Origin of the sequence: Terrabacter sp. NPDC080008 (genome assembly GCF_040702505.1) — a bacterium.
Classification (GTDB): domain Bacteria; phylum Actinomycetota; class Actinomycetes; order Actinomycetales; family Dermatophilaceae; genus Terrabacter.
Genome location: NZ_JBFBLC010000011.1, coordinates 43,508 through 64,458, shown reverse-complemented (window position 1 = coordinate 64,458; position 20,951 = coordinate 43,508). Strand labels below are relative to the sequence as shown.

The window sequence follows — 20,951 nt, the reverse complement described above, 5'->3', positions numbered from 1 at the left end:
CTCAACGGCCGCCCCCGCGAAACCCTGAACTGGCAGACTCCCGCACAAGCCCTCAACAACCACCTCGTTGCAACAGCTCTCTGAAACCGCCCGGTTCAGGAGGGGCCAGACGTGGCCTCTCGACGGTTCAGGAGGGGCCAGACGTGGCCTCTCGACGGTTGAGCCGGGGGTGGATCAGCGGGAGCGGCGGGACCCGGCTCGGGTGCCGGCGGAGAACGCCGCGGCGCTGCCGCCGCTGCTCGTCGAGTAGACCGTGGTCGAACCACCCCGACGACCGGAGCCTGCAGAGCCGCCTGCGCCACCGGACCGGCGACCGCTGCTCTGGCCCTCGCCGCCCTGGCCGCCGCGACCGCGACCCGGGCCACGCCCACCGTTGCGGCCGGCGCCGCGGGCGCCGCCGCCCTGGGCGTCGGAACCCTGGTCAGCGCGACCACGTCCACGGCCGCCCTCACCGGGGGCACGGCCCTGCTCGGCCGCCGAGCGACCGCCGCCGGACGCCGCACCGTTGCCGCCGCGCCCGCGTCCACGGCCGCGCCCGTTGCCACGACCCGAACCCGCGCCGGCACCGGAGCCTGCAGCCGCACCACCGCGAGCCGGAGCCTCTTCGCGGACCAGGCCACCGGCATACGACCGCTCACCGGGCGCGAGCTCGGTGAGCAGCGGGTGGCCGAGCTGCACGCGCGTGGTCGTCGGCTTGATGCCGGCCTTGCGCGTCAGGTCACGCACGTCGCGCACCTGGTCGTCGAGCATCATCGTGACGACGGTGCCGTCGTTGCCGGCCCGGGCCGTGCGTCCGGAGCGGTGGAGGTATGCCTTGTGCTCGACGGGCGGGTCGGCGTGGATCACGAGCGCGACGTCGTCGACGTGGATGCCGCGGGCCGCGATGTCGGTCGCGACGAGCGTCTGGGCTCGCCCCGAGTGGAAGTCGTCCATGTTGCGCGTGCGGGCACCCTGGCTGAGGTTGCCGTGCAGCTCCACGGCCGGAACTCCCGAGGCGTTGAGCTGCTTGGCGAGCTTCTTGGCCCGGTGCTTGGTGCGCGTGAAGACGACCTTGCGGCCGGGGGCCGCGGTGAGGTCGAGGATGATGGGCAGGTGCGCGTCGGCCCCCACGTGCAGCACGTGGTGGCTCATGGTCGACACCGGGGACTGTGCCGAGTCGGCTTCGTGCGTCACGGGATTCGTCAGGAACCGCTTGACGAGCACGTTGATGGCCCCGTCGAGCGTCGCCGAGAAGAGCAGCCGCTGGCCGTCGCGGGGCGTCTTGTCCATGATCCGGCGCACGCCGGGCAGGAAGCCGAGGTCGGCCATGTGGTCGGCCTCGTCGAGGATCGTGATCTCGACCTCGTCGAGGAAGACGTGGCCCTGCTGCATCAGGTCCTCGAGGCGGCCGGGGCAGGCGACGACGACGTCGACACCGGCACGCAGGCCCTGAACCTGGGGGTTCTGCCCGACTCCACCGAAGACGGTCAGCGAGGTGAGGCCGAGCGGCTTCGCGAGCGGCGCCATCGCGGCGTCGATCTGCGTCGCGAGCTCTCGGGTCGGGGCGAGGACGAGCGCGCGGGGACGGCGCGGCTGGCGACGGCGCCCCGACTGGGACAGCCGGGTCAGCAGCGGCAGGAGGAACGCGTACGTCTTCCCCGAGCCGGTGCGACCACGGCCGAGCACGTCGCGCCCGGCCATCGAGTCGGGCAGCGTGGCGGCCTGGATGGGGGTGGGGGTGGTGATGCCGAGGTCGTCGAGGATCGAGACGACGCTGGCCGGGACGCCGAGGACGGCGAAGTTCGTGTCAGTGGACACAGGTGGGCACTCCAATAAGTGGAAGAGGTCGTTCTGCCCGGCGCGAGGGGCCTCAACGGTGAGGGGTCGCGGCGCAAGAGCGAATCGACGGGGCCGACGCAACGTGCGCCCGGCCAAGAAGAGGCGGCCCGAGGCAGAACTGGGCGGGCCGCTACCACCAGCCTACCGGACGTCAGGGCGCGCCCCGACCTCGGGCTGCGGCCCCGGTCGGCCGAGGATCTTCTTCGCGCTCCGGGACAGACGGGTCGATCCCTCACTGCGTCCTCCCAGAAAGCCCTGACGCAGCTCACAGACTTCCCTACCGTCGAAGGACGGCGGCGTCGTGGGGGCGCCGCCGGCGCGGGCGGGGGCCCGCGTCTCAGGGACCGAAGGGGAAACACATGAGGAAGAGAAGCCGTGCCATCACCGCCGCCGTCGCGGCCTGCACGACCGCCGCGGCGCTCACCGCCGTCTCGACGCCGAGCGCGTCAGCCCACGAGTCGACGCACGGCTGGGCACATTCGCCGAAGGTGCTCAACCACAAGGTCATCGCGCCGTTCGGGCTGGCCGTGTCAGGTGGGGACGTCTGGTACACCGACGGATTCGTCGGCACTGTCAACAAGATCTCGAAGAACGGCAGCGACAGGGTCGTCACTCGGGGCCCGGGGTCCGAGGTCGCCGGCATCGATGTCATCCAGGGGGGCAGGACCTATGCGTTCACGTCCTCCAACGAGGACCACAGCGCCACCTCCCTGACGATCCGCACCAAGGGTCGCAAGGACGTCGTAGCCGACCTCAGCAAGTACGAGAAGCGCCACAACCCCGACCACCGCAACACCTACGGTGTGGTCGCCGGCGGGAAGACGTGCGCGCCAGGCCAGCTCGACGCGTACTTCCAGAAGAACTTCGGGGTGCCGGCGACGTACAAGGGGCACGTCGACTCCCACCCGTATGCCGTCGCGTACCTCGGCGACGGCGCCTGGGCGGTCGCCGACGCGGGCGGCAACGACATCCTCCGCGTCGACCGGCACGGACACGTCTCGACGATCGCGGTGCTGCCACCACAGCCGGTGAAGCTGTCGGCCGCCCAGGTGGCTGCCCTCGGGGCGCCGGCCTGCCTGGCCGGGGCGACCTACAACTTCGAGCCCGTCCCGACCGATGTCGAGCGCGGCGAGCACGGCATGCTCTGGGTCTCCACGCTGCCCGGTGGTCCCGAGGACCCGCGGCTCGGGGCGCGCGGTTCCGTCTACACGGTCAACCCGTGGAGGCACTCGACCAAGCGCGTCGCCACCGGTTTCCTCGGTGCCACGAACCTGGCCCTCGGCTGCGACGGCTCCGTCTACGTCGCCGAGCTCTTCGGCAACAAGGTGACGCGGCTGAAGCACGGTCACACCTCGACGGTCCTGAAGACCGACCGCCCGCTCTCGATCGAGGTCAAGGGCTCGTGGCTCTACGTCGGGACGCTCGCCGACGTCTCCTTCGGCCCGGGAGCCCCCGTGGTCAAGGCCCCGGGGAGCATCACCCGCTACCACCTCTGAGCCACGCACCCACCTTGTGGGACACGGCAGTCGGCCGCTGCCGACAGGCGGCCGACGACAGCGCCCCGGGCGACTCCCCCGGGGCGCTGCCGTGTCCGGCGTGTCCCGCACCGTCCGGGGTGCACTGTGTCCCCGCTAACGGTTCGGTCCCATCCGTGTGAACGTCCAGCGAAAAGTGAAAGGATCGCCCAATCAGCGGCGCACGTAGCGCCTTGATCGACTGAACACCGCGTTCGTCCTGGAAGGACCACCCATGCGTCGCATGTCCCTCATCGCCGCCACCGGCGTCGCCGTCGCCGGCCTCGCGCTCTCAGCGTGCGGCTCGAACTCGATGTCGAACTCCTCGTCGGGCGGCGGCAACAGCACCCCGGCCGCCTCCGGGACCGCCGCCGGCGGCGCGGTCGACCAGGCCCTCGCAGCCAAGGTCCCGGCCAAGATCAAGTCCGCGGGCAAGATCGTCATCGGCACCGACCCGACCTACGCCCCGAACGAGATGCTCGCCAGCGACGGCAAGACCGTCATCGGCTTCGACGTCGACGTCTTCAACGCGGTCGCGGCCAAGCTGGGCCTCAAGACGGAGTGGCAGCCGGCCGGCTTCGACACGATCATCCTCGGCGTCACGAGCGGCAAGTACGACATGGGCGTCTCGAGCTTCACCATCAACCCCGACCGCAAGAAGCAGGTCAACATGGTGAGCTACTACAAGGCCGGCACCCAGTGGGTCGTCGCCAAGGGCAACCCGCAGAAGGTCACCCTGGACAACCTGTGCGGCAAGGCGGTCGGCGCCCAGAAGGGCACCGTCCAGGCTGACGACCTGGCCGCGCGCAGCAAAAAGTGCACCGACGCCGGCAAGCCCGCGATCACCATGGTCATCCAGAAGGGCCAGGACCAGGTCACCTCCGACGTCGTCAGCGGCAAGACCGTCGCGATGCTCGCCGATTCCCCGGTCGGCCTCTACGCCATCAAGCAGACCGGCCAGCTCGAGGCCCTCGGTGACATCTACGACTCCGCGCCCTACGGCTACGTCGTGCCCAAGGACCAGACCGACTTCGCCAACCTCCTCGTCGAGGCGCTCAAGGCCACCAAGGCCGACGGCTCCTACGAGGCGGCCCTGAAGAAGTACGCGGTCGAGAAGGGCGCCATCGACAACTTCGCCGTCAACCCGTGAGTGAACCCATGGCCGGCACCACGACGACGGGGGTGAGGTCCGGGGGCACCGCAGGGGCGGGCACCGAACGGCCGGGGCGCATCGACGCCCGGCCGGTGCGCCACCCCGGACGGTGGGTCGCCCTCGTCGTGATCCTCGTGCTCATCGCCATGATGGTCAGCTCGTTCCTGACCAACGAGCGGTGGAACTTCCCCAAGGCCTTCGAGATCATGCAGCAGACGCCGGTGATCGAGGGCCTGTGGAAGGGCACGATCATCGGCACCGTCGGCTCGATGGCCATCGGCATCGTCGGCGGCATCCTCATCGCCGTCCTGCGGCTGTCCCACAACCCCGTGCTCCGCGGCGTCTCGTTCGTCTACACGTGGTTCTTCCGCGGCATCCCGCGCCTGGTGCTGCTGGCGATGATCGGCAGCGGCGTCGGCTACCTCTACAACACCGTCGACTTCGGGGTGCCGTTCGGGCAGCAGTTGGCTTCCCTCATGGGCCTGTCGAGCAACTTCACCTTCTTCACCCTCAACGTCAACCAGTTCTCGAGCACCCTGATCGCCGGCATCATCGGCCTGGGCCTGTCCGAGGCGGCCTACATGGCCGAGATCGCCCGCGCCGGCATCCTCTCGGTCGACAAGGGTCAGGCCGAGGCCGCCTCGGCCCTGGGCATGAACCGCGGCCAGTCGATGCGCCGCATCGTGCTGCCGCAGGCGATGCGCGTCATCGTGCCGCCCACCGGCAACGAGACCATCGCGATGGTCAAGGACACCTCGCTGCTGTCGGCGATCCCCGTGATCACCGAGCTCTTCTACCAGACCAGCGCGATCGGCACCCGGACGCTGCTCATCATGCCGGCGTTCGTTGCCGTCACCGCCTGGTACCTCATCGTCGGGTCGGTGCTCATGGTCGGGCAGTACTTCCTGGAGCGGCGCTTCGGTCGCGGCTTCGGCACCCCGAGCAACAAGCGGTTCGCACGCCCGGCAGGGGCAGGAGGCGCCTGATGTCAGAGACGACCACCACCACGAACCAGCCCGGGGCGACGCCCCAGCCGCACCAGCGCTCCCGCAACGGCGAGGAGATCCCCCTCGTGCGCGCGGTCAACGTGATGAAGAGCTTCCACGGCAACGAGGTGCTCAAGGGCATCGACCTCGACGTGCACCGCGGCGAGGTCGTCGTGCTGCTCGGCCCATCGGGCTCGGGCAAGACGACGTTCCTGCGCTGCATCAACCAGCTCGAGGAGATCGACGGCGGCCGCATCTGGGTCGACGGCGACCTCGTCGGTTTCCGTGAGGAGGGTGGGCACCTGCACCACCTCACGGACAAGCAGGTCGCCGCGCAGCGCCGCGACATCGGCATGGTGTTCCAGCGCTTCAACCTCTTCCCGCACATGACGGCGCTCGAGAACGTCATGGAGGCTCCGGTCCAGGTCAAGGGGACCGCCAAGAAGCAGGCTCGCGCCCGGGCGCTCGAGCTGCTCGACCAGGTGGGGCTCGGCGACAAGCCCGACTCCTACCCGGCCCAGCTCTCCGGTGGCCAGCAGCAGCGGGTCGCCATCGCCCGAGCCCTGGCGATGGACCCGAAGCTGATGCTCTTCGACGAGCCGACCTCGGCCCTCGACCCCGAGCTGGTGGGCGAGGTGCTGCGCGTCATGCGCGAGCTGGCCCGCCAGGGCATGACGATGATCGTCGTCACGCACGAGATGGGCTTCGCGCGCGATGTCGCCGACCACGTCGTCTTCATGGACGGTGGCGTGGTCGTCGAGGAGGGCAAGCCCCGCGACGTCATCACCAACCCGAAGCACGAGCGGACGCGGACGTTCCTGCAGCGCATGCGCGCCGAGGACGAGGAGGCAGCCTCCGACGCCGAGGCCGACGCCGCGACCGGAACCACGGGGGCTGCGGGAGTCACCGGCGCCGAGGACGCGGCGGGGTCGTCCACCTCGGCCGACGGCTGACCCTTTCCGCCTTCCACGACGAGTGGGCACCTTCCCTCGGGATGGTGCCCACTCGACGTTCCGAGCGCGGGAGGTCCCGCGTCACGGGGTGTGGGCACAATGGGGCCCATGACGACGGAGTCACCCCGCCCCTCGCTGCCCGACCACCAGATCCCCACGGTCGGGGTCGACGAGCTGCGGGCCACCCAGCTCGAGCGGCTCCAGCGGACGGTGCGGACGGCATACGACCACGTCCCGCACTACCGGGCGGCGTTCGAGGAGAAGGGCTTCCACCCCGACGACCTGCGGTCGCTCGACGAGGTGAGCCGCCTGCCGTTCACGACCAAGGCGGACCTGCGCGCGAACTACCCCTTCGGGATGTTCGCGGTGCCCCGGGAGCAGGTCGTACGCGTGCACGCCAGCTCGGGGACCACCGGCCGTCCCACGGTGGTCGGCTACACCAAGCGCGACATCGACACGTGGGCCGACCTCATGGCCCGCTCGATCCGCCTCGCCGGCGGCCACCCGGGCGACATCGTGCACGTCGGCTACGGCTACGGCCTGTTCACCGGCGGCCTCGGCGCCCACTACGGCGTCGAGCGGCTCGGCGCGACGGTCGTGCCCGTCAGCGGCGGCATGACCGAGCGTCAGGTGCAGCTCATCCAGGACTTCCGGCCCCGCGTGATCATGGTGACGCCCAGCTACTTCCTCAGCCTGCTCGACCAGATGGAGCGCGAGGGCATCGACCCGGCCGGCACGAGCCTGCAGGTCGGGATCTTCGGCGCCGAACCGTGGACCGAGTCGATGCGCCAGGAGATCGAGCGCCGCACCGGCATGGACGCCGTCGACATCTACGGCCTCTCCGAGGTCATGGGCCCGGGCGTCGCGCAGGAGGCCGCGGCGACGAAGGACGGCCTGCACCTGTGGGAGGACCACTTCTACCCCGAGGTCATCGACCCGGTCACCGAGGAGGTGCTGCCCGACGGCGAGGTCGGCGAGCTGGTCCTGACGTCGCTGACCAAGGAGGCGATGCCGGTCATCCGCTACCGCACCCGCGACCTCACGCGCCTGCTGCCCGGGACGGCCGTCCCGTCGATGCGCCGGATCGAGAAGGTGACCGGCCGCACCGACGACATGATGATCATCCGCGGCGTCAACGTCTTCCCGACGCAGATCGAGGAGCACGTGCTGGCTGAGCCGCGCCTGTCGCCCTACTTCCAGTGCGTGCTGACCCAGCCCGGCCGGATGGTCGAGCTGACGGTGCTCGTCGAGCCGCTCTCACGGCTGGACCCCGGCGCCTCCGACGAGATCGCCCGCAACCTCCAGCACGCGATCAAGACCCACATCGGCACGACGTGCCGCGTCGAGGTGCGCGACCCCGGCTCGATCGAGCGCTCGATCGGCAAGGCGCGCCGCATCGTCGACGAGCGGCCCAAGGCGTGAGCAGCGGGCCCGTCCTCGAGCCGTATGCCGTCTCGGCACCCGCCGGGGCGCGAGCACTCGGCGTCACGCCCTTCCTCACCCCGGCGACGTCGAGGCCGACGGCACGGTCAACGTCAAGGACGCCGACGAGCTCGAGGCCGCCGTCGAGCAACGGCGCGTGACAGCGGCGCAGGCCGAGGCGATCCGGCACAACGGCGAGCACGCTCGTGCCACGTTCGAGCGCGGTGACTGGCCCTTCGACACCGAGTGGACCCGGTGGCGTCCCGACCCCGCGTGGACTGCTCCTGCCCTGGGAGCCCACGAACGCTGGGCCGTCGACCTCCTCGGCTGACGGCCCTGCGGTGGCGTGCCTGAGCCGTGTGCAGCTATCGGGGCCCTGACCCCGAACGGTGCACACGGCATACGTGCTCGGCTGACTGCCGGCTCAGCCGCGCTGGGCGCGGAGCACGAGATCGAGGGCGGCGGGGTCAGAGATGCCGGCCTCGCGGGCGGCCGCGACGTAGCGGGCCGCCAGGGCTGCGAGCGCCGCCTCGGCAGCGTGCTCCCCCGACGCGACGACCGTGCCTGACCGGCTGCGGGTCTCGACGAGGCCGGCCGCCTCGAGCTCCTTGTAGGCACGCGCCACGGTGCCCGCGGCGAGGCCGAGGTCACCGGCCAGGCCGCGCACGGTCGGCAGCCGGTCGCCGGGGACGAGGCGACCGCCGCGGATCAGGCTCTCGACCTGGCTGCGCAGCTGCTCGTACGGCGCCTTGGGCGAGGAAGGGTCGACGGCAACGTCCAGTTCGGTCACCCCGGAAGTAAGGCAGCGACGGCGCGGCACTGTCAACGCCGCGACGGGCGGTTCACCGGCCCACCACCGGAGCGGTGGGTGAGCGGCATCACGCCCCGACCCTCGACACCCGGACCACCCACCGATTTCCGGGGCGCTAGCATCTACTACGTAATGTAGTTTTGGCGCGACCCTCGCGGAGCCCTCATGGATGCCTTGGACCTGGCACGGTGGCAGTTCGCCATCACCACCGTCTACCACTTCCTCTTCGTGCCGATCACGATCGGCATGTCCCTCGTCGTCGCCGTCTTCCACACCGCCTGGGTGCGCACGCACAACCCGCAGTGGATGAGACTGGCGAAGTTCTTCGGCAAGCTCTTCCTCATCAACTTCGCCCTCGGGCTCGTCACGGGCATCGTGCAGGAGTTCCAGTTCGGGATGAACTGGAGCGACTACTCCCGCTTCGTCGGTGACATCTTCGGCGCCCCGCTGGCGATCGAGGCGCTGCTCGCCTTCTTCCTCGAGTCGACGTTCCTCGGCCTGTGGATCTTCGGCTGGGGTCGCATCCCGGAGAAGCTGCACGCCACGACGATGTGGCTCGTCCACATCGGGACGGTGCTCTCGGCATACTTCATCCTCGCCGCGAACTCCTTCATGCAGCACCCGGTCGGCTACCGCTTCAACCCGGTGAGCGGCCGCGCGGAGCTCACCGACTTCTGGGCGGTGCTGACCAACAAGGTGCAGCTCGTCACCTTCCCGCACGTCATCTTCGCGGCCTACATGACCGGCGCCGGCGTCATCATGGGTGTCGCCCTGTGGCTCATGCGCCGCGAGGCCGAGCGCGCCCACGACGACGCGCGGGACGTGGCGACCACCGACGCCCCGATGTACCGCCGGGCCACCCGCATCGGCGCCGTGCTCACCCTCGTCGCCGCGGTCGGCGTCATGGTGAGCGGCGACCTCCAGGGCAAGATCATGACCGAGGTGCAGCCGATGAAGATGGCTGCGGCCGAAGGGCTCTACAACTCCGTGCCGGCCGGCGAGGGGGCGCCCTTCTCGGTGCTGACGGTCGGCTCGCTCGACGGCTCCCACGCCAACCCGATCATCGAGATACCCGGCCTGCTCAGCTTCCTGGCCACCGGCAGCTTCGACGGCGCCGTCAAGGGCATCAACGACCTCAAGGCGGAGTACGCCCAGACCTACGGCGCGAGCGGCAACAAGCTCGTGGCCGACGTCGCGACCGCCTACGTGCCCAACATCCCGACGACGTACTGGACCTTCCGGCTGATGATCGGGCTCGGCATGGCGACGGCCCTCATCGCGCTAGCCGTGCTGTGGATGACCCGCAAGAACGCCCACCCGACGGCCCGTTGGCTCACGTATGCCGCCGTGGCCGCTCCGCTCCTGCCAGTCTTCGCCAACAGCTTCGGTTGGATCTTCACCGAGGTCGGCCGCCAGCCGTGGATCGTCTTCGGCCTGATGACGACCGCCCACGGCGTCTCGCCGAGCGTCTCGATGGGCGAGGTCATCACCTCGATGGTCGTCTTCACGCTCCTCTACGGCGCGCTCGCCGTGGTCGAGGTCAAGCTCTTCCTGCACTACGTCCGCAAGGGCGCCGAGCCCTTCGAGCAGCCGCAGGACCCCGCCGACCGGGACGAGGACGCACCCCTCGTCTTCGCCTACTGAGAAGGACTGGCCTGCAATGGATCTCGCAACCTTCTGGTTCATCGTCATCGGGGTGCTGTGGACGGGCTACCTCGTCCTCGAGGGCTTCGACTTCGGCGTCGGCATGCTCCTGCCCGTCCTCGGCGGCAAGCGCTACGCCTCCGACGCGGTCGACGCGGAGAAGCGCCGTCGCGTCCTGCTCAACACGATCGGCCCCGTCTGGGACGGCAACGAGGTGTGGGTGCTCACCGCGGGCGGCGCCACCTTCGCGGCCTTCCCGAACTGGTACGCGACGCTCTTCAGCGGCTTCTACCTGCCGCTGCTGCTCATCCTCGTCGCCCTCATCGTGCGCAACCTCGGCTTCGAGTACCGCCACAAGCGGCCCGAGGCGCGGTGGAAGGCCCGTTGGGACCAGGCCATCTTCTGGGGCTCGCTCGTCCCGGCCCTGCTGTGGGGCGTCGCGCTGACCAACATCGTGCGCGGCGTGCCGATCGACGCGGCCAAGGAGTACACGGGCAACCTCTTCACCCTGCTCAACCCGGCCGGCCTGCTCGGTGGGCTCGTCTTCGTGGCGCTCTTCCTCACCCACGGCGCGATCTTCGTGGCCCTCAAGACGGACGGCAAGATCCGCCTCGAGGCCCGGCAGATCGCCGAGCGGGTGGGTGTCGTCGCCGCCGTGCTCGCCGTGGCACTGCTGCTGTGGATCGGCCTGACCGACGGCAAGCCCGCCTCGTGGATCACGACCGTCGTCGCCGCGGTCGCGCTCCTCGGCGGGCTCGCCGCCAACCGGGCCGGTCGTGAGGGCTGGGCGTTCATCGGAACCGCCGTCACCATCGCGATGGCCGTCGCGACGTACTTCCTCGTCCTCTTCCCCGACGTCATGCCGAGCTCGACCAACCCGGCCTGGAGCCTCACGATCCACAACGCCTCGAGCACCGACTACACCCTCAAGGTCATGACGGTCGTCGCGCTCGTCTTCACCCCGATCGTCCTGATCTACCAGGGCTGGACGTACTGGGTCTTCCGCAAGCGCCTCACCGTCAAGCACATCCCCGAGGACGCCCCGCTCGAGACCGTGTCCCACTGAGGACCCCTGTGAAGCCCTTCGACCCGCGCCTGCTCCGGGCGGTGCCTGCCGCCCGGAGGCCCGTCGCCGTCCTCGCGGCGACCGGCATCGCCTCGGGGGTCGCGACGATCGCCACCGCGTTCGCGCTGTCGGCGGCCGTCGTCGCGGTCGTCGACGGCTCGGACCTCGGCACGGCACTCACCTGGCTGCTCGCGCTCTTCGCCGCCCGCGCGGTGCTCGCGGCGGTCACCGAGCGGGTGGCGGCATGGGCCGGCGTCTCCGTGTCGTCGGCGCTGCGGGCCGCGCTGCTGGGCCGCTGGGGCACTGTCAACGCGGACTCACGCCTCGAGCCGGGCGCGGCCGTGTCCCTCGCGACCGCCGGGACCGCGGCCGTCGAGCCGTATGCCGCCCGCTACCTCCCGACGCTCGTGACCGCCGCCGTCGTGCCGGCGCTCGCCATCGTCACGCTCGCCGTCGTCGACTGGCCCAGCGCGGTCGTCGTCGTGCTGACCCTGCCGCTGCTCCCGGTCTTCGCCGCGCTGATCGGCAAGGCGACGGCCGCCTCGACCGAGCGTCGGTGGTCGGCTCTCGCGGCCCTGTCGGGCCACTTCCTCGACGTCGTCCGCGGCCTGCCGACGCTCGTCACCTACGGCCGCGCGAGGCGCCAGGACGCGACGGTTCGCGAGGTGAGCGACCGGCACCGCCGCGCCACGATGGAGACGCTGAAGATCGCGTTCCTCTCCTCGGCGGCCCTCGAGCTGCTCGCGACGATCTCGGTGGCCATCGTCGCCGTCACCGTCGGCCTGCGCCTCTCGAACGGCTCGATGGCGCTCGGCCCCGGGCTCGTCGCCATCCTCCTCGCGCCCGAGGCGTACTGGCCGGTCCGGCGCGTCGGCGCGGAGTACCACGCCGCCGCCGATGGCGCCGTGGCCCTCGACTCGATCCTCGCCGAACTCGAGCCCTCCCCCACTTCCGCGCCGAACGCCGCGTTCGATGCCGAAAGCGCTGTTGGAACAGTGAGTTCGCGACCGAACGCAGCGTTCGGTGGGGAGGCGCGGGTCGGGGAGGTGTGCCTCACCGGCGTGACGTACGCGTATGCCGGGTCGACCGTTCCCGTGCTGCGCGACCTAGACCTCGTGGCCGGGCCGGGACTCACGGTGGTGACCGGGCCCTCCGGGGTGGGCAAGTCGACGCTGCTCGACCTCGTCGCCGGCCTGCGACGACCCAGCGCCGGCACCGTGCAGGCGCCGGCGTCGCACTACGTGACACAGCGGCCGTTCCTCGCGACCGGTTCGGTGCGCGCCGCGCTGACGATCGGCCACCCGGCGACCGACGACCAGCTGTGGGAGGCCCTGCGCGCTCTCGGCGTCGACGGCGTGGTCGCGGCCCTGCCCGGTGGCCTGTCCGCCGATCTCGGCGACGACGGCTTCGGCCTGTCGGCCGGGCAGCGGCAGCGACTCGCCCTCGCCCGCGCCTGGCTCGCTCCCGAGACCGTCCTGCTGCTCGACGAGCCGACCGCGCACCTGGACCCGGAGGGCGCCGAGCAGGTGGCGGCACTCCTGGCCGAGCTCGCGGAGCGCCGCGTGGTCATCGCGGTGACCCACCGCGAGGAGGTGCTCGCCCACGCGGACCACCACGTCACCCTCGCCGCACCCGATCCCGCCGGCTCCGATCGCGCCGACTCCGATCTCGCCGACTCCGATCGCGCCGACTCCTGGTTCGAGGTGATCCCGAGGCCCGGGACCCGCCCGGGATCACCTCGAACCGCCCGAGAGGGGGCCGGACCATGACCACCACCACCCCGTTCGAGGTGACGTCGCAGCAGGAGACCACCACCGGATCACCTCGAACCAGCTCGTCCAGCAGGCGCGTCTGGTGGCCCTCGGCCGGGACTGTCCGCGGGGGCCTGCTCGGCGGCATCGCCACCGCCTGCGGGATGGCCCTGACCGCCACCTCCGGGTGGCTCATCGTCCGGGCCGCCGAACGTCCCGTGATCCTCACCCTCCTGACCGCCATCGTCGCAGTGCGCGCCTTCGGCATGGCCCGGCCCGTCTTCCGCTACTGGGAGCGGCTGACGAGCCACGACGCCGCCCTGTCGATGCTGGCCGAGCGCCGGACCACCGCCTACGAGGCCCTCATCCCGCTGACCCCGGCACGGCTCGGGCGCCGCCGCCGGTCCGACGTCCTGACCGGTGTCGTCGACGACCTCACCGACGTCGTCGACGCCCAGGTCCGGGTGACGGTGCCGGTCATCTCGACCGCCGTCGCGGGAGGCATCGTCATCGCCCTCACCATGGTGATCGCCCTCCCGGTCGGGCTCGTCATGCTCGGACTCGGCGTCGCCGTGTGCGTCGTCAGCGCCCTCGCCGCACACCTGGAGTCCCGGTCTCTGCCCGAGCTGCTCGGAGCCCGGGCCGAGGTGACCCGCGTCAGCGAGCTCATGGCCAGCCAGGCGTCCGAGCTGCGCGCCGTGAGCGGATGGGCGACCGCGCTCGGCTGGCTCGACGACGCGCACACCGCGCTCGACCGGGCCACCCGCCGGATCAGCGCCGGACGCGCCGCCGCGGCCTCGCTCTTCCTCGTCACGGTCGGGTCAGCCGTGGCCCTCACCGCGGTCCTCGCCCAGGGCCTGTCCGTCTCGACGCCCGTCAAGGCCCTGCTCGTGCTCACCCCGGTCGCCGTCTCCGAGGCGATCACCCCGCTCGTCGACGCGATGCGCGCCCTGGCCCGCGCCCGCGCCAGCCAGCACCGCCTCGACGCCCTCCTCTACCTGACCCCGGCCGTCGCGGACGAGTCCCAGGACGAGTCGCGCCCCGAGACCCGCCCCGAACCCCGCCCCCAGAGCGAGGCGGCGACCCCAGCGGCTGCGCGGCACACGGCATACGGCAGCGGAGACGGCACCGACATCGAGACCCGCACTCTCACCGCCTCGTGGAACGGCGCACGCGCCGACCTCGCACCCACCGACCTCGAGGTGCCCGCCGGGAGCCGCCTGGTGGTCACCGGCCCCAACGGCAGCGGCAAGTCGACGCTGCTCGCCGTGCTCGCGCGACACCTCGACCCGACCGGTGGCAGCTACCGGCTCGGCGGGACGGACGTGCTCCACCAGCCGCTCGAGGAGGCTCGCGGGCACATCGCGGTGGTCGACGACGAGACGCACGTCTTCGCGACGTCCCTGCGGGCCAACCTGGCCCTCGCACGTCCCGACGCCGACGACACCGAGCTCGAGCGAGCGCTGCGCGCGGCCGGCCTCTCCGACCTGCTCGACGCGCTGCCCGATGGCCTCGACACCCGGCTCGGTGCGGGCGGTCGCGGCCTGTCCGGCGGCGAGCGCGCCCGGCTCGGCATCGCCCGCGCCCACGTCAGCGCCCGACCGGTGGTGCTGCTCGACGAGCCGGTCGCGCACCTCGACCCGCCGACGGCCCGCGCCGTACTGGAGGACCTCACGCTCGGATCACGCGAGGCGGGTACGTCCCCAACGATCATCATGGTGACGCACCGTGACGACGGCGCCGACCTCTTCGACCGGGTGTGGGAGATCGGGGGTCCTTCGGGCACGATGTCCCTCATCACGGCCGAGCCGACGGACCGCGCCCAGGGAGTCCACCGCGACGACCAGGAGCAGGACGAGCACGACCACAGGCACGACGACGGCCCACACCGTCGGTAGATCGGAGTTCCCATGCCCACCACCCCCCGCAACCGGCTCGGCGACCTCGAGCGCGCCGTCATGGAAGAGCTCTGGACGACGGCCGACGCCCACCCCGAGGGCCGCACGGTCCGCGAGGTCCACGACGCCATCGGTGTCGATCGCGGCCTCGCCTACACAACGCTCATGACGGTGCTCGACCGGATGGCGAAGAAGGACCTCGTCAACCGCGAGCGCGACGGGCGGGCCTGGCGCTACACCGCCGCCTCGACCCGGGCGGAGCTGACCTCCGAGTCGCTGCACCACACGCTCGGCGAGCTCGCCGGCGACAAGCGGCGCACAGCCCTGCTGCACTTCCTCGACGAGTCGACGCCCGAGGAGATCGACGAGCTCAAGGCGGCCCTCGCCGAGCTCGAGGCGCGCCGCCCCGACCTCGCCGGCTGACCCGCGAACCACCCTCCCGGAACCTGCCGACCCTCCACACTGGTCCCGTGCTCATCGTCGCCTCCCTCGTCGTCCTCGCGGTCCTGCTCGCGTGGCCGGTGCCGCGCGCGCTGGCCCGGGCGACGGCGCTGCGACGCGCGCCCCGGGCGGCGCTGGTGCTCTGGCAGTCGACGGCGGTCGCCGCCGTCCTGGCCGCGCTGCTCGCCGCGCCGGCCGCCATCCCCGCGATCGTCGGCCGGCAGATGCGCCTCTCCGAGGAGTGGCCGGTGCTCCTGCTGGCGGCTGCCCTGAGCGGTCTCGTTGCGGTGCGCCTGCTGCTGTCAGCCGACCGCATCGGTCGCGGCCTGCGCGCAGCCCGGCGACGTCACCGCGACCTCGTCGACCTCCTCGGCGTCCCGGGCGAGGGACCCGACCGGCACATGCGCGTGCTCGAGCACACGACCCCGACGGCATACTGCGTCCCCGGCGTACGCCGTCGCGTCGTCCTGACCCAGGGCACCCTCGAACGCCTCCAGCCCGACGAGCTGACCGCCGTGCTCGCCCACGAGCACGCCCACCTGACCGCCCGCCACGACCTCGTCATGGAGTTCTTCACCGTCGTGCACGAGGCGATGCCCGGCTTCCTGCGGTGCGACGAGGCGCTGCTCGAGGTGCACCTGCTCATCGAGGTCCTGGCCGACCGCGCCGCCGTGCGCCGCGCGGGCGCGGTCAGCACCGGCCGCGCCATCGTCGCCATGGCCGGCGGCTCCCGGCCCGCCGGCTCGATGGCCATGGGTGGCGGTACGCGGGTCGCCACCGCCCGCATCGGGCTGCTCGACGCCCAGCACATCGCCGGGCTGCCGGTCCCCCTCGTCGCCGCGGGGATGTATGCCGTGTCGGCGCTCCTCGTCGCGCTGCCCCTCGCGCTCTACGGCCTCGAGATCGCCGAGCTCAGCGTCGTCTGACGCCGTGCGCACGTCGCCCCGTCGGCCGGCCTCGCGGCGCCGCGTCGGCGCGTGGGTAGGGTGAGCGCCATGCGCGTACTCGTGAGCGGCGGCGCCGGCTACATCGGCTCCCACACCGTGGTCCAGCTCGTCGCGGCGGGGCACGACGTGCTCATCGTCGACAACTTCGGCAACAGCAAGCCGACCGTCGTCAACCGGCTCGAGGCGCTGACCGGCACCCCGCTGGAGGTGCACTCCTTCGACCTCACCGACCACGACAAGACCGAGCACCTCTTCGCCTCCGAGAAGATCGACGCGGTGATCCACTTCGCCGGGCTCAAGGCCGTCGGCGAGAGCGTGGACAAGCCGCTCGAGTACTACGAGAACAACCTCGTCTCGACCTTCTCCCTCGTGCGCGCGATGCGGCGCCACGGCGTGAACAGGCTCGTCTTCAGCAGTTCGGCCACCGTCTACGGCCACAACTCGCCGCCCCTCACCGAGGACATGCCGACCGCCGCCACCAACCCGTACGGCTGGACCAAGGTGATGATCGAGCAGATCCTGCGCGACGTCGCGGCCGCCGATCAGTCGCTGCGCATCGCGCTTCTCCGCTACTTCAACCCGGTGGGGGCCCACCCGAGCGGCACGATCGGCGAGGACCCGCAGGGCATCCCCAACAACCTCATGCCGTTCATCGCCCAGGTCGCCGTCGGCCGCCGCGACAAGCTGCTCGTCTTCGGCGACGACTACCCCACCCCTGACGGCACGCCGCTGCGCGACTACATCCACGTCGAGGACCTGGCGGCCGGGCACATCGCCGCGCTCGCCAAGCTGGGCAAGGTCGACCACCCGGTGTCGACGTGGAACCTCGGGACGGGCCACGGCACGAGCGTCCTCGAGGTGCTGCACGCCTTCGAGCGCGCGATCGGCCGTGAGCTGCCGTACGAGGTGGTGGGGCGCCGCGCGGGCGACCTGCCCGAGTCGTTCGCCGACCCGTCGAGGGCCAACGCCGAGCTGGGCTGGCGCGCCGAGCGCACCATCGAGGACATGTGCGTCGACCAGTGGCGCTGGCAGAGCGCCAACCCGCACGGCTACCCCGACGCCTGAGGTCCCACCCCCAGCGGGCTACCGACTCGCCGACGCAGAGTGCCCACTCGACTGGGACCGGCCGGCGCGACGTCGGAAGTGCCCACTCGACTGGGGCGTGCGGGGTCAGGCGGTCAGGGTCGGGGGTCGAGGGCGTCGTAGTGGCGGAACGAGGGGACCCGCGCCACCGTGACGACGACGAGGAGCACGACCAGCGCCCCGCCCACGACGGACGGCACCCAGGTGGCGGTCAGCGTCGCCAGCGTGCCGGCGAACATCTGACCGAGCCGGGGGCCGCCGGTCACGACCACCGTGAAGACGCCCTGGGTGCGCCCGCGAAGGTGGTCGGGCACGGCCGACTGCAGGATCGCCTGCCGGAAGATCGCGCTGATGTTGTCGGACCCGCCCGCGACAGCGAGGAACACGGCGGCCAGGGCGAGCGCCCAGCGGTTGGCCGCCCCGAAGTCCATCGACTCGACCGCGTGACCGCCGAGCTGGGTGACGGCCAGCACCACGCCGAAGCCGAGGATGCCCAGGCCGTAGGAGACGATCGCGTTGCGGATGGCGAGCCCCTGCCAGCGCAGGCCGGTGACCCGCCCGGAGAAGAGGCTCGAGACGATGCCGCCGACGGCGAACGCGGCCAGCAGGATGCCGGCCGTGACGGAGCCGCCGCCGATGACGATCGCCCCGACCGCGGGGAAGAGCACCATGGGCTGCCCGAACGTCATCGCGATGATGTCGACGATGAAGCTCATCCGCACGTTCGGTGCCCGGCGCAGGTGGCTGAGGCCGTCCACGACCGACCGGAAGCCGCCAGCGGTCGGCGCCTCCCCCTCGGGACGGATCCGCGGCAGCGTCCACAGCCCGAAGAAGCCGGCGAAGAAGAGCACGACGTCGACGGTGTAGGTCCAGGCGTAGCCGGCCCGGGCCACGAGCACCCCGGCCACGCCGGGACCGACCGTCACCATGACCCCGCCGGAGATGCCCATCAGGGCGGCCGCCTTGGGCAGCAGCTCGGCCGGCAGCAGCCGCGGCGTGATCGCCTGGCGGGTGGCCGAGGCGATGGTGGCCGCCACCGCGTTGACGGTGGTGATGACGTAGAAGGCCCACACGACGTGGACCTGCGCCCACGCGATCGTCGCGAGCGCCACGGTGGAGCCCCACGCCACGGTGCTCGCCACCAGGGCCACCGACCGACGGTCGAAACGGTCGGCGATCGCGCCGCCGTAGAGCCCGGCGACGATCATCGGCAGCAGGGAGAACCACGCGACGAGCGAGACCATGAAGGTCGAGTGCGTCAGGTCGTAGATGTGCAGGCCGACGGCCGTGTTAGTCACGAAGGTGCCGATGCCGGCGAGGGTGTTGCCCGCCCACAGCCGGGCGAAGGCGGAGCTGGAGCGCAGCGGGGTCAGGTCGACGAAGTGCGAGCGGCGCTCGGCCGTCTGCACGCTCCCGCGCGAACCACCCGAGCCGCTCGAGCCGCCCGACCCTGGCGCCTCGCTCGGGTCAGGCCCCGGGGATGCGTCGGTCACGGAGCGAAACTACGCCACCACGAGGTGGTGCGAGGTGGTGGGGAGGCAGGCCTCGACGTCGCGCAGCCGCGAGCCGTCCCGGACCCACAGCCAGCGGCCCTCGGCGCTGCGGCGGGCCACCTGCGTGCAGACGCGGCCGTCGACGCCGGAGGCGGTGGTCATCGCGAGATCGCCGCTGACGACGGCCCGGACGGTCGGCGCGACCTCGTCCCCCTCACCGGCCCCGGATCCGGCGACGCTCGCCCAGTCCTGCAGGACCCCGGCGGCCAACGCCGCGGCGAAGGCGGCCCGGATCGCCGCGGAGCCCGCCGCCTCGCGACCGCGCGGAAGGCTGACGACGGCGTCGGCGGCATACAGCCCCACGACGGCCTCGAGGTCGCCGGCGGCCACGGCGGCGCGGAAGGCCGGCTCGAGGGCGTCGGGAGTGCTCGCCCCGGCGGGGCCGCAGTGCGTCGTCGTCGTCATGGCCACACCGTGGCACCGACCACCGACAGCCATCGGACACACCGGTGCATAAGGGAACGGCGCCGTGCTCAGAGTCCGTCCGCAACGAGTCTTGTCGCTTCCGACATCTGGGCCCGATCTGCGGTGTTGAATGGGGATCATGTCGCCTCGCCCCGTCCACGTCACCTTCGTGTGCAGCGGCAACATCTGCAGGTCCCCCATGGGGCACGTCATCCTCCAGAGCATGGTCGAGGAGGCCGGCCTGGCCGACCACGTGAAGGTGAGCTCGAGCGGCACCGGCGACTGGCACGTCGGCGAGCAGGCCGACCCCCGGACCATCGCGATCCTCGCCGCGCACGGCTACGACGCCTCGCGCCACCGGGCCCGGGAGTTCGACCCGGAGGAGTTCGACGACGTCGACCTCGTCCTGGCCTCCGACGAGGGCCACGTGCGCACGCTCCGGCGCCTGGCGCGGACCCCGCTCAACCGGAGCAAGATCCGGCTCGTGCGCGAGTTCGACCCCGAGGCGGTGGCCGCCGGGACCCTCGAGACCGGCGACCCGTGGTACGGCGACGAGTCGCACTTCGCCCGGTGTTTCGCGGAGGTGGAGCGCGCCTGCCGTGGCATCCTTCAGCACGTCAGGGACCAGCTGGACGGCCAGCTGGCCGGCCGCCTTCGAGACAGGGTGGACTGGGAGCGGCCCTGACCTGATGTGAGGCCAGCGACGTCACCGTGCCCGACTACCCCTACGGCTCCCCGTGCTGGGTCGACCTGCTCGCCAGCGACGTCGACCGCGCCAAGGCCTTCTACGGCGAGCTGTTCGGGTGGCAGTGGCTGGCCGGCGACCCGGCGACCGGCGGCTACACGATGGCGCTGCTGGGCGGGCAGCCGGTCGCGGGCCTGAGCCGGCGTCCACCGGACGCCCCGGTGCCCAGCCAGTGGACCACCTACCTGCGTGTCGGTGACCTCGCCGTGGCCGCCCGGGCCGTCAACGCGTACGGCGGGCGCACGCTGGGCCGGCCCGTCCCGATCGGCGCCCTCGCGCGCACCCTCATCGCGGTCGACCCCGGCGGCGCCTACTTCGGCGTCTGGGAGCCGGGCGACCTGCTCGGCAGCGGCGTCCTCGACGAGCCGGGCTCGCTCACCTGGAACGAGCTGCTGACGCGCGACTACGACGCGGTGCAGGCCTTCCACCTGCGCGTCTTCGGGCACGGCTTCACCGACGAGACCGAGCCGGGCGGCCCACGATGGGCGACCGCGCGCACGGAGGACGGCAACCCTGCCTACGGGCTGGCGGAGATCGACGAGGAGTGGCCACCCGAGATCCCGTCGCACTGGGTGGTCTCGTTCGCGACCCTCGACCTGGAGCGTGACGTCGCCCGGGCCGCCGACCTCGGCGCCACGGTCCTGCAGCCCCCCTTCGACGGCCCCTACGGGATGGGCGCCGTGCTGGCCGGCCCCGAGGGGGAGGTCTTCTCGCTGATGGTTCCCGACCTCGACTAGCCCCCCGACACCCACCGCCCCACC

The 20,951-nt window shown here is 71.8% G+C and carries 19 protein-coding genes; 15 read left to right on the top strand and 4 right to left on the bottom strand.

What is annotated here, in order from left to right; all coding sequences use genetic code 11:
• Nucleotides 1-174: 174 nt before the first annotated feature.
• Nucleotides 175-1,797 carry a DEAD/DEAH box helicase gene (locus AB0316_RS20630; RefSeq protein ID WP_366275089.1) on the bottom strand — a complete coding sequence of 541 codons (1,623 nt, stop codon included), beginning with the start codon at nucleotides 1,795-1,797 and terminating at the stop codon, nucleotides 175-177.
• A gap of 380 nt (nucleotides 1,798-2,177) precedes the next feature.
• Between AB0316_RS20630 and AB0316_RS20625 the strand changes: the two genes are divergently transcribed.
• The 6 genes from AB0316_RS20625 to AB0316_RS20600 all read left to right on the top strand — a co-directional run bounded on the left by AB0316_RS20625 (nucleotide 2,178) and on the right by AB0316_RS20600 (nucleotide 8,177).
• Nucleotides 2,178-3,314, top strand: a complete 1,137-nt coding sequence (locus AB0316_RS20625) for a ScyD/ScyE family protein (RefSeq protein ID WP_366275087.1) — start codon at nucleotides 2,178-2,180, stop codon at nucleotides 3,312-3,314.
• A 253-nt stretch (nucleotides 3,315-3,567) separates the two neighbouring features.
• Nucleotides 3,568-4,482 (top strand): ABC transporter substrate-binding protein, encoded by a 915-nt coding sequence (locus AB0316_RS20620; RefSeq protein ID WP_366275085.1) that lies wholly within the window; start codon nucleotides 3,568-3,570, stop codon nucleotides 4,480-4,482.
• A complete protein-coding gene (locus tag AB0316_RS20615; RefSeq protein ID WP_366275083.1) occupies nucleotides 4,479-5,471 on the top strand; it encodes an amino acid ABC transporter permease in 993 nt (330 codons plus the stop codon). The genes AB0316_RS20620 and AB0316_RS20615 overlap by 4 nt, the downstream gene beginning before the upstream one ends.
• 104 nt (nucleotides 5,472-5,575) lie before the next feature.
• Entirely contained in the window at nucleotides 5,576-6,424 is an 849-nt protein-coding gene (locus AB0316_RS20610; protein ID WP_366275098.1) for an amino acid ABC transporter ATP-binding protein, read from the top strand.
• A gap of 108 nt (nucleotides 6,425-6,532) precedes the next feature.
• The gene (gene paaK / locus AB0316_RS20605; protein ID WP_366275081.1) at nucleotides 6,533-7,846 is read left to right on the top strand and encodes a phenylacetate--CoA ligase PaaK; all 1,314 of its coding nucleotides are present in this window, start codon (nucleotides 6,533-6,535) and stop codon (nucleotides 7,844-7,846) included.
• A gap of 157 nt (nucleotides 7,847-8,003) precedes the next feature.
• Nucleotides 8,004-8,177 (top strand): hypothetical protein, encoded by a 174-nt coding sequence (locus AB0316_RS20600; RefSeq protein ID WP_366275080.1) that lies wholly within the window; start codon nucleotides 8,004-8,006, stop codon nucleotides 8,175-8,177.
• A 93-nt stretch (nucleotides 8,178-8,270) separates the two neighbouring features.
• Here the strand turns inward: AB0316_RS20600 and AB0316_RS20595 are convergent, their stop codons facing one another.
• Complete coding sequence (locus AB0316_RS20595; RefSeq protein WP_366275078.1) at nucleotides 8,271-8,636, bottom strand: GntR family transcriptional regulator; 366 nt, start codon at nucleotides 8,634-8,636, stop codon at nucleotides 8,271-8,273.
• A gap of 186 nt (nucleotides 8,637-8,822) precedes the next feature.
• Here AB0316_RS20595 and AB0316_RS20590 point away from each other — a divergent pair, with 186 nt between their 5' ends.
• The 7 genes from AB0316_RS20590 (at nucleotide 8,823) to galE (ending at nucleotide 17,469) form a co-directional block, all read left to right on the top strand.
• Nucleotides 8,823-10,301 (top strand): cytochrome ubiquinol oxidase subunit I, encoded by a 1,479-nt coding sequence (locus tag AB0316_RS20590; protein ID WP_366275077.1) that lies wholly within the window; start codon nucleotides 8,823-8,825, stop codon nucleotides 10,299-10,301.
• A gap of 16 nt (nucleotides 10,302-10,317) precedes the next feature.
• Nucleotides 10,318-11,367, top strand: coding sequence for a cytochrome d ubiquinol oxidase subunit II (gene cydB / locus AB0316_RS20585; RefSeq protein ID WP_366275076.1), 1,050 nt, complete (start codon nucleotides 10,318-10,320; stop codon nucleotides 11,365-11,367).
• Between the two features lie 8 nt (nucleotides 11,368-11,375).
• The gene (cydD, locus tag AB0316_RS20580) at nucleotides 11,376-13,136 is read left to right on the top strand and encodes a thiol reductant ABC exporter subunit CydD (protein WP_366275075.1); all 1,761 of its coding nucleotides are present in this window, start codon (nucleotides 11,376-11,378) and stop codon (nucleotides 13,134-13,136) included.
• Nucleotides 13,133-15,016, top strand: coding sequence for a thiol reductant ABC exporter subunit CydC (gene cydC, locus AB0316_RS20575; RefSeq protein ID WP_366275074.1), 1,884 nt, complete (start codon nucleotides 13,133-13,135; stop codon nucleotides 15,014-15,016). The genes cydD and cydC overlap by 4 nt, the downstream gene beginning before the upstream one ends.
• 12 nt (nucleotides 15,017-15,028) lie before the next feature.
• Complete coding sequence (locus AB0316_RS20570) at nucleotides 15,029-15,439, top strand: BlaI/MecI/CopY family transcriptional regulator (RefSeq protein ID WP_343985707.1); 411 nt, start codon at nucleotides 15,029-15,031, stop codon at nucleotides 15,437-15,439.
• A gap of 47 nt (nucleotides 15,440-15,486) precedes the next feature.
• Nucleotides 15,487-16,383 carry a M56 family metallopeptidase gene (locus AB0316_RS20565; RefSeq protein ID WP_366275073.1) on the top strand — a complete coding sequence of 299 codons (897 nt, stop codon included), beginning with the start codon at nucleotides 15,487-15,489 and terminating at the stop codon, nucleotides 16,381-16,383.
• A gap of 69 nt (nucleotides 16,384-16,452) precedes the next feature.
• A complete protein-coding gene (gene galE / locus AB0316_RS20560; protein WP_366275072.1) occupies nucleotides 16,453-17,469 on the top strand; it encodes a UDP-glucose 4-epimerase GalE in 1,017 nt (338 codons plus the stop codon).
• 113 nt (nucleotides 17,470-17,582) lie between these two features.
• Here galE and AB0316_RS20555 read toward each other — a convergent pair whose 3' ends face one another.
• Together AB0316_RS20555 and AB0316_RS20550 are read right to left on the bottom strand one after the other, a co-directional pair.
• A complete protein-coding gene (locus tag AB0316_RS20555; RefSeq protein WP_366275070.1) occupies nucleotides 17,583-18,980 on the bottom strand; it encodes an MFS transporter in 1,398 nt (465 codons plus the stop codon).
• Nucleotides 18,981-18,989: 9 nt separating this feature from the next.
• Nucleotides 18,990-19,445, bottom strand: coding sequence for a nuclear transport factor 2 family protein (locus AB0316_RS20550; RefSeq protein ID WP_366275068.1), 456 nt, complete (start codon nucleotides 19,443-19,445; stop codon nucleotides 18,990-18,992).
• A gap of 139 nt (nucleotides 19,446-19,584) precedes the next feature.
• Between AB0316_RS20550 and AB0316_RS20545 the strand changes: the two genes are divergently transcribed.
• A complete protein-coding gene (locus AB0316_RS20545) occupies nucleotides 19,585-20,130 on the top strand; it encodes a low molecular weight protein-tyrosine-phosphatase (protein ID WP_366275066.1) in 546 nt (181 codons plus the stop codon).
• Nucleotides 20,131-20,156: 26 nt separating this feature from the next.
• The gene (locus AB0316_RS20540; RefSeq protein WP_366275065.1) at nucleotides 20,157-20,927 is read left to right on the top strand and encodes a VOC family protein; all 771 of its coding nucleotides are present in this window, start codon (nucleotides 20,157-20,159) and stop codon (nucleotides 20,925-20,927) included.
• The last annotated feature ends 24 nt before the right edge of the window (nucleotides 20,928-20,951 follow it).

Excerpts from the sequence above, each read along its gene's own strand:
- galE (WP_366275072.1), top strand. The coding sequence starts at position 16,453 with ATGCGCGTACTCGTGAGCGGCGGCGCCGGCTACATCGGCTCCCACACC.
- AB0316_RS20545 (WP_366275066.1), top strand. The coding sequence starts at position 19,585 with ATGTCGCCTCGCCCCGTCCACGTCACCTTCGTGTGCAGCGGCAACATC.
- cydC (WP_366275074.1), top strand. The coding sequence starts at position 13,133 with ATGACCACCACCACCCCGTTCGAGGTGACGTCGCAGCAGGAGACCACC.
- AB0316_RS20570 (WP_343985707.1), top strand. The coding sequence starts at position 15,029 with ATGCCCACCACCCCCCGCAACCGGCTCGGCGACCTCGAGCGCGCCGTC.
- paaK (WP_366275081.1), top strand. The coding sequence starts at position 6,533 with ATGACGACGGAGTCACCCCGCCCCTCGCTGCCCGACCACCAGATCCCC.
- AB0316_RS20620 (WP_366275085.1), top strand. The coding sequence starts at position 3,568 with ATGCGTCGCATGTCCCTCATCGCCGCCACCGGCGTCGCCGTCGCCGGC.
- AB0316_RS20625 (WP_366275087.1), top strand. The coding sequence starts at position 2,178 with ATGAGGAAGAGAAGCCGTGCCATCACCGCCGCCGTCGCGGCCTGCACG.
- AB0316_RS20590 (WP_366275077.1), top strand. The coding sequence starts at position 8,823 with ATGGATGCCTTGGACCTGGCACGGTGGCAGTTCGCCATCACCACCGTC.
- AB0316_RS20550 (WP_366275068.1), bottom strand. The coding sequence starts at position 19,445 with ATGACGACGACGACGCACTGCGGCCCCGCCGGGGCGAGCACTCCCGAC.
- AB0316_RS20610 (WP_366275098.1), top strand. The coding sequence starts at position 5,576 with ATGAAGAGCTTCCACGGCAACGAGGTGCTCAAGGGCATCGACCTCGAC.
- cydB (WP_366275076.1), top strand. The coding sequence starts at position 10,318 with ATGGATCTCGCAACCTTCTGGTTCATCGTCATCGGGGTGCTGTGGACG.